General features: G+C 55.7%; 5 protein-coding genes and 1 pseudogene. 1 reads left to right on the top strand and 5 read right to left on the bottom strand.

Annotated elements, in window-relative coordinates; translation table 11 throughout:
• Window positions 1-160: 160 nt before the first annotated feature.
• The 4 genes from JK208_RS09810 to JK208_RS09795 form a co-directional block, all read right to left on the bottom strand.
• A complete protein-coding gene (locus tag JK208_RS09810) occupies window positions 161-331 on the bottom strand; it encodes a hypothetical protein (RefSeq protein WP_211575913.1) in 171 nt (56 codons plus the stop codon).
• A gap of 336 nt (window positions 332-667) precedes the next feature.
• Window positions 668-2,677 (bottom strand): phosphocholine-specific phospholipase C, encoded by a 2,010-nt coding sequence (locus tag JK208_RS09805; RefSeq protein WP_211575911.1) that lies wholly within the window; start codon window positions 2,675-2,677, stop codon window positions 668-670.
• 29 nt (window positions 2,678-2,706) lie between these two features.
• Entirely contained in the window at window positions 2,707-5,097 is a 2,391-nt protein-coding gene (locus JK208_RS09800; protein WP_211575907.1) for a TonB-dependent receptor, read from the bottom strand.
• 668 nt (window positions 5,098-5,765) lie between these two features.
• Window positions 5,766-6,371, bottom strand: a complete 606-nt coding sequence (locus JK208_RS09795) for a DUF1826 domain-containing protein (protein ID WP_211575906.1) — start codon at window positions 6,369-6,371, stop codon at window positions 5,766-5,768.
• A 92-nt stretch (window positions 6,372-6,463) separates the two neighbouring features.
• On the opposite strand from JK208_RS09795, the gene zigA reads away from it, so the two are divergent.
• Window positions 6,464-7,666 (top strand): zinc metallochaperone GTPase ZigA, encoded by a 1,203-nt coding sequence (gene zigA, locus JK208_RS09790; RefSeq protein WP_211575904.1) that lies wholly within the window; start codon window positions 6,464-6,466, stop codon window positions 7,664-7,666.
• Window positions 7,667-7,689: 23 nt separating this feature from the next.
• Here the strand turns inward: zigA and JK208_RS09785 are convergent.
• Window positions 7,690-8,326: pseudogene (locus JK208_RS09785) on the bottom strand (IS5 family transposase).
• Window positions 8,327-8,387 lie beyond the last annotated feature (61 nt).

Raw genomic sequence — 8,387 nt, 5'->3', positions numbered from 1 at the left:
AGGCCTACCCTCCATCGGTAAGCCTGTGAATCACAACCTCTCGCTCAGTTCAATAAATTAATAGGTCCTGAGCCTAGATCACGTTAACAAAAGGACTGAGCCAGCACCTTGCGGCGGCGATATTGAGGAAACTCATAAAGGACAGGGCGATTTTGTCGTATCAGATCGTGATGTGGCGCGTCTGCTTGAGATGGTTGATCATCCGCTTGATGCGGTTGCGGTCTCTGTAACGCCGCCATTCTGTTTTCTTTAAAGCACTGTGACCTTTGCCTGATGGAATGACCCTCAGGATCCGGTGAATCAGCAGATCCTGACGGAAACCGAATTTCATTTACCGTAGTGCGCTCTGGCAGCAGAAGTGAACCGATCATCGCCCATTCCTAAGCCGTCAGATTACTTCGTCGCATGCTCGCTTCAGAGTACCGTCTGCGTTGAATCTGGCACCAAGTCAGAACTCAGGCTGGTCGTATAGACCTTTTGTCAACGCAGCCTAGTAGTCTGTTAGCAAAGTGTGATCTGCTTGGGTATATGACCCAGAACAAGATAGTTCTGCCTCTTAAAAAGAAATTTCCACAGAAAGAAAATTAATGGCGGCTTCAGATAGTACGCATAGTTAGGATATTTTTTGGTATTGGATAAGATTTATCCAAATGTTGTTACGTTATTATTATAAATGGGGCTCAGTTAGGCCCGGCCGACCGGTTTCGATATGTCCTGACAGTTGCAGGACTATGTTGGTCCGTTGGGTCGATAGAATCTCCAGATCGTACCAGTATGAAGCTGGGGCAATATCCCATTGGATTGTTTGGGTTTCTGCAGGGGACAGAGAAACCGTGCGGAGGCTGGCAGCATGTTTTTCGTTAATATGAAAAGTCTGGGCCTTGGACGTTGTATTACGAAGACATAAAAGTATTGTGCCTAATTTATGATCATATTGAAGCGTCGTCTCAGGAAATTCTTTCCCTCTCAAGTAACGATAGAAGCCATTGGGACCGTGAACTGTGATCGCTTCCATATCGGAAGGTTTTATAGGAACAAGGAGGCTTGTTCGGGCATCGAGAGTGTAATGTCGGGCGGTACCGTTGGTACGAACCCGAAAAACGGCGCCCTGGGAACCAGTATTTGTCAGTTTGAGGGTATCTGGCATCAGAAAATCAGCGTGCAAATCATAAGGTAATGCACGGGCCGGACGTTGGCCTGCCTCCTGTCGGGGCAGTTTCTGGACTGTCGGGACGACCGGATGGGGAAGCACGCAGGAGCGTCGGGTTTCGGGGAGATAGTCGTCCGTATTTGGGAGGCTTGCGGTCCATGTGCGATCTGTCTGGGCGAAGTCGAACACTGATGTCAGGTCGCCGCAGACGCTGCGACGCCACGGTGTAATATTCGGGCATTTAACGCCAAACCGTGCTTCAAGAAAGCGCAGAACGGAGGTGTGATCGAACACCTGCGAATTGACCCAGCCGCCTTTTGTCCAGGGCGAAACGATGATGGCGGGGACGCGCGGTCCCAGTCCGACCGGAACATCGTGATAGGACTCTCCCTGCGTTGAGACGGTCCCGCCGCCCTGCTCCGGTGTCAGCGCGGGGACCGGAGCAGGAACGTGGTCGAAAAACCCGTCATTTTCATCGTAATTGAGAATAAAGACGGTGCGTGACCAGACGTCGGGATGGCGGACGAAGACGTCCATGAGCTGGGAAATGAGATGTTCGCCGTAGCCAGGTGGGGCGTTGGGGTGTTCACTCAATGCGGTGGGCGGGACGATCCATGAGACCTGCGGCAGGCGCCCTTCCGAGATGTCGCGTTCGAATTCGGCAACAAGGTAACGGCCTTCGGTCGTGTGCATGTCGGCTTCGGTGGGGCCGGGAACGATCTGTCGTGCGCGGCGATATTGCCAGGATGTCGGGTCAAGATTGCGAAACTGTGCAAAGGATGCCAGCGGGTTGTCGCCGAAATTGTCGTATTCCTGATAGACGCGCCAGGAGACACCGGCGTCCTGAAGTTTTTCCGGATAGGTGTCCCAGCGGAACGGTGTGAAATCGGGATGGTCATGGGCCATGTCGGCCGACCAGTTCCCGTCATCCACGTTCTCAACGGCCTGTTTGCCGGAATGGCCAACGGCCAGACCGCTCGTTCCGGAAAACAGGAAAAGGCGGTTGGGATTGGTCGGGCCGAAAAGGGAGGCGTGATAGGCGTCGCAGATCGTAAAAGCGTCGGCGAGGGCGTAATAATAGGGAATTTCAGCGCGAGTAAAATGCCCCATGGTCATGGGCCCCTTGTGGGAGATCCATGTGTTCCAGTCGTTCCATGCGGCCTGGGTGCCTTTCCAGCTATGGTCGAGACTGGCGAGGCAGGCGCTGGAGGTGTGGGCCGTGTTGAACAGGAACGGGAGGACGGTGCCTCCCTTTCCGTCCGGTTGGGCAAAGACGCTGCTGCCGTCCGGCAGGCGTTCGGCGCGGGGGTCTGCGTAGCCGCGAACCCCCTGAAGACAGCCGAAATAGTGATCGAAAGACCGATTTTCCTGCATCAGGATGACGACATGTTCCACGTCCTGAATCGTGCCTGTGACGGTATGCGGAGCGATGGCGAGGGCACGCTTCAGGTTCTCCGGCAAAAGGGCCGCCGCCGCAGTGGCGGAGCCGAACCGGAGAAACTGTCGACGGCTGGGGGAACGGGGCATCAGGGCGTCATCCGTAAAGAGGTCAGCGATCAGAAGAAGTGCTTGCGCAGGGTGAAGAACACCATGCGGGGGGCACCGGCCTGAAGGGTCTGGAGGCTGCCGGACGGATCACTGACGGCAAAGCCCGTGCTGCCGACGGTGGCGACATAGCGTTTGTCGAACAGGTTGGTGACGTTGATCTGGGCATCCAGACCATGCAGCACCCAGTTATGGCTGTGGAAGCGATAGCCGACATTCAGGTTGAAAATGTCGTTCGGCTTGATCCACTGGTCGTTCGTGTAGGTGTAGGTTCTGCGGCCCTGATACTGCATGCCGACATTGCCCCAGATCGAGCCGTCGTCGTAGCTGAGCTGTACGTTGGCCAGATTGCGCGGCATGGCAACCACGCTCTTGCCCTTGGTGGCGTAGGTCACGCCGCCGGTCGTCAGGTTGTCGTCATAGGTGGACTGGTTGTAGGCGTATGAGGCGTAAATCGACCAGTTATCGGTGAAATGATAGTTGAAGGCGGCATCGATGCCGCGTGCCGTGACACCACCGACATTGCTCAAGATGCTGGCATAGCCCTGAACGTTCGTTCCGCTGGACACGGGCGAGATGGACGCAAGGCGGTTTTCGAATTCGATGTAATAACCGGTCAGAGACGCCTGAATGCGGTGGTCGTGATAGCGGTAGCCGATTTCTTCGCTGTAGGACATTTCAGGATGCAGCGAATTCTTGGCTGCTGCATACGCTGCGGTCGTCATTGCAAACGGACTGGTGGCGCCAGTCGTGGAGTTGTCGAAGGCCGCCATGTTGCGGGCGAAATCGGCGAAAATTTCGTTATGACGGTTGATGCGGTAATTGCCGCCAAGCTGCGGCAGGAAGCCGTTGGCTGACGTAATGGACCCTCCGGCATAGGTGTTGGCGACCGGGGTGCCCATGTAGTTGCCTTCAAGCTGGCGGGCATGATTGTCGACGACCAGAGACTTGAATCCGTAATTCAGCTTGAAGGCCGGAGTGATTTGCCAGGTGTCCTGAAGATGGAACTGGTATGTCTTGGTATTAAACGCGCTTTGCCACTGCGTGGCGAACGGATTGTTGCGGAACCAGTGGACTGAACTACCAGTATAGCCGCTTTCGCTAAGCGGATAAAAACGGCGAGCCTGCTCGAAGTCGTTGTTTTCGAACCAGAAGCCGCCATCAATTGTGTGGTTGGCGATCTTGTAGGTCAGGCCGCCGATAAAACCTTCGCGGTGGATGTCATATTCGGTGGTTCGCACCGAAATGGGCGAGCCGCCGAGTGAGTCAGGCGTGGGTTCATAAGGTGTGGCGTAAATGCCCTCGCCGGTATTAGTATGGCCGTAAACCGTAGCATAGCCCTTGAGGCGGCTGGTGATGTCGAAGTCCAGCCGTCCGTAACCCAGCGCGTCCTGACGCAGACCGGCGGAGTTGTAATAGGACTGGTCCTGATTTGTGATCCCCTGCGGGAAAGCCGTGCCGTTCTGGTAGGCCCGGGCGATCTGCTTGGCCAGTCCGTAGTCGTTGGTGATGTTATCGACGTTGTAGCCGCGGGTGTGGATCAGCTGCAGGGACAGATCCTGATAATCATTTTCCGCGCGCTGGCTGTAATCGCCGAACAAGGTCAGCTTGACCTTCTCACCCAGCGGCTGGATGAACTTGGCGTTTGCCTGCTGCTGCTGCTGGATGCCGTCGCCTTTCCACTTGTTGGCATCCTGATAATCATAAGAGACGTACAGCCGTCCACCGCCAGGCAGGGTGCCGGAATTGACGCGGGCGAATGTGCGCCATGTGCCGTAAGACCCGACCGTTCCGGCAACGTCCACACCATATTTCGTGCTGGGGTCGATGGACGTGAATTCGAGTGCGCCACCGAGATCGTTCGAAGCCGCAACGCCGACTGATCCTGCCCCCTGGGCGAGAGTTGCGGGGCCGTTGTTTTCGGTTTGCAGGGCGCGGCCGATCGACAGGCCGTTATCGTTGCCATAGGCGAGATTCCCGAGCGGAATACCATCCATCGTGAAGCCCAGACGGCTCTGGTCGAAGCCACGAATAATGATCTGCTGCGACCATTCGTAAGCGCCCAACGGGTCTGAAGACGTGAACATGACGCCGGGAAGTTTCGAGAGCGTCTTCAGAGGGCTGGTGCCGGGGGCGACTTCCTGCAGCGCCAGACGAGAAAGCGTCTGGGTTTCACGCGAAGCACCCGAGCCGAGAACGACAATGGATTCTGATTTGTTGGAAACGGTGGCTTCAGGCGCGGCGCTTTTTTTAGCGGCAGGCTTCTGAGGGGCTGTCCGGGGTGTCCTGTGCTGGGATGTGTCTCCGTGGGGGGATGTTTTCGCAGGGACCGGAGCTGCATGGGCACTGTAGAAGACCAACGAACTCAGACAGGTGGTGAGCAGGACACCATTCTTTTTCATTTCGCGTTTTCCCGGCATCAAGAAAATAAAATCTGGGCAGTGATAACGCGGCGAACATTATGTTCGCGTATCTGTGATGTCGTGTAATAGTTTCATGAAAAATATGTTTCATAAATATTGCACATTTATAAATTTATAATTATTAAATACCATAGGATTTTAATTTATAATTCTGCTTTATTGGAGATTTTTCTTCTCATAGTTAGCGGCTCGCCTCAGTACGAGGCATCTTTCAGGGCCTATGAGGTGTTGAATGGCGCAGAGAAGTGTAGAGTTTTTTGTAAGTAATATGATGCTGTCTGTATTTTCTGAAGATGCATGATCGGTCTGTGAACCTCCATGTGAGGCAGTTCATCCGGATAGCAAAATCCCGTCTCGGACTCTGCAACAGACCATATCAGCGATTTTCTCGCGCCACCAAAACCGGGACGAAATGACGATCCAATCCTCTGAACTCGCTCCTTGGTAGACGACAGCTCAACTCTCCTCTGTTAGGCACCAGGCGGCGTCCGGCAGGTTCTATTCCAACAGTTGAAAAGTCAGGATCCTGCTTTGGACACGAGCTTTTCGACGCACGGACATTCGAGTTCATCACAAGAAGGCAAGAATGATCGTGAAGCAGTTGGCCGATCATGTAGGCCCGACCAGCTTTCTATCGTCAGTACCAGTCAGGCGACCATATCGAACGCGGCGTCCCCACAGGCATTCGCTTCGTCGATTGTCAGAAGCAGCCGGACACGCTCCGGCACCGGGCGGAATGAAAGAGGGGGTGAGCGATGGAGAATTTGCTCTGCCTCATCCCAGCCCGGAAAATGCTTCCCCTTGAGGAAAACGACTGCCCCTGTCGGAGCCTCCTGCACAGTCTGTCCCTCATCAGCAGTCCACTGAACTCCCGGCCCGACATAAGCCCGAAGCAGCCGCAGATCCACACAATCCACGTGGAATTTCCGGCAACTGTCCGTGGTGATTTTCTCCAGCCGGACACGCAGATTCCGGTGTCCGGACACCGCACTGTAAACTTCCGCAAGCTCAAGCATGTCCGGAATCAGAAGCCGCGCTGACTCCGGACAATGCGGAGTAAGCTGTGCGGCCATTTCGGACAGAGTCCCCTTTGCCATAAGCAGACGCGGCCCCGTCACAAGATAGGCTGACGCTGCCGCCGTCAGAGTTGGTGACACGACCATCGGGTGCATCTCAAGGCTGCGATGCGCAGACAGGATGCCACTGAACGGCAACTGGCGCTCCAGACGGCGGCGTGTCGGACAGACAGACATCGCAGACAATATCCCTTATCATTGATATGTTATATCATATCAAATAATGAAGGCGGATCAACCCGCTGCAACGTCCCAAGGATTTCCTCCACATGTCGGATACTCGATTGCCCGTGACTGTCCTTTCCGGTTTTCTGGGGGCCGGCAAGACAACGCTTCTCAATCATGTCCTCAATAACCGTGCAGGGCTGAAAGTTGCCGTCATCGTCAATGACATGAGCGATGTGAATATTGATGCGGATCTCGTTCGCAACGGGGGCAGCAACCTCTCGCGAACAGACGAAAAACTGGTCGAAATGACCAACGGATGCATCTGCTGCACCCTGCGCGACGACCTTCTGACAGAAGTGGACCGGCTGGCGCAGGAAAAGCGGTTTGATTATCTCCTGATCGAGTCCACCGGCATTGCCGAGCCTCTCCCTGTGGCCGCAACCTTTGAATTCCGCGATGAGGACGGGCGCAGCCTGAGCGACATCGCACGCCTCGATACGATGGTGACGGTCGTGGATGCGGTGAACCTGCTCCGGGACTATGGCTCGACCGATTTTCTGCGGGACAGGGGTGAAGTCGCGGGAGAGGACGACGAACGCGCGCTCGTGGACCTCTTCGTCGATCAGATCGAATTTGCGGATGTCATCATCCTCAACAAAATGGATACCGCCTCGCCTGCACAGGCCGAGGCGGCCCGACTGATCATCCGCTCCCTGAACGCCGATGCAAAGCTCATCGAAACACGCCAGAGCCAGGTTGCGCCGGACCAGATCCTGAATACGGGTCTTTTCGACTTCGACAGAGCACACCAGCACCCAACCTGGTTCCGGGAACTGCACGGTCATGCCGAACATCGCCCCGAGACTGAGGAATATGGCATTACCAGCTTCGTCTACCGGGCCAAACGCCCCTTCAATCCGAAAGCTTTCGCCGCGTTCATCGAACAGTCATGGGAGGGTGTCGTCCGGGTCAAAGGCTATTTCTGGCTCGCAACCCGACCGGACTGGGTTGGCGACCTGAGCATCGCAGGTGCTCTGGCCCGCCATCAGGCTGCGGGACGCTGGTGGGCCAGCGTTCCCCACCAGAACTGGCCGGACGACGCGGCATGGCGCACCACACTCGCAGGCTACTGGGACGACGTTTACGGAGACCGCCGTCAGGAACTCGTCTTCATAGGCGCAGGAATGGACGAAGCGGCCATCCGCGCAGCTCTGGACGATTGCCTTGTCCCGCCCTCACAGGACGAGGTGTTCATGCCCTGGCATTACGATCATCTCGCGGATCCTTTTCCACACTGGGAATAAATAAAAGTTTCTAGGTTCAGGACTCATAGCCAGAACATGACGGTTGCAGCGAGGCAGATGGCTGAGAGGGAGACGGTCGGGCATCTGTCATAGCGTGTTGCGACCCGTCTCCAGTCTTTGAACCTGCCGAACATGATCTTGATACCTTTCTCCTCCAGGGCCTCCCTGGACCAGTCAGCGTCATAGCCCCGGTCCGCCAGCATCCATTCGGCTGTTAGGAGACTGTCCAGAAGGGCAGCGGCACCGGTATAATCACTGATCTGACTGCGGTCATGAAGAAGTTCAGTGGACGCCCGTTCGGTGACGGCATGCAACCTCGTATTCATCCCGCCTTTGGTCCGCCCGCTCAGACGGCCTGGGCCCCCTTGTTTAACCGCAGGCTCGAAGCTGTGCGATATGCCTTGAGATAGGTCGCATCAATCATGATCGTCTGAGGCTCCGCCTTGTCAGTGGCCAATCCGTCGATCATGCGAATGAATGTCCCCATAGCACTCCAGCGCTTCCAGCGGTTGTAGAGCGTCTTGTGTGGACCGTACTCCCGGGGTGCATCACGCCAGCACAGACCATTTCGTTTCACGAAAATGATCCCGCTCAACACACGACGGTCATCAACGAGAGGTTTGCCATAGCTCTTCGGGAAAAGGGCCGCAGACGATCCATCTGCTCGTCCGACAGCCAATACAGATCACTCCTCTTCAGTCTCCTCAGGGAGCCTGAATTA

The sequence above is a fragment of the Gluconobacter sp. Dm-74 genome, from assembly GCF_018256135.1.
GTDB classification, from domain to species: Bacteria; Pseudomonadota; Alphaproteobacteria; order Acetobacterales; family Acetobacteraceae; genus Gluconobacter; species Gluconobacter cadivus.
Note: the sequence above shows the minus strand (reverse complement) of the source record. Positions and strands in the feature narration are given on the sequence as shown.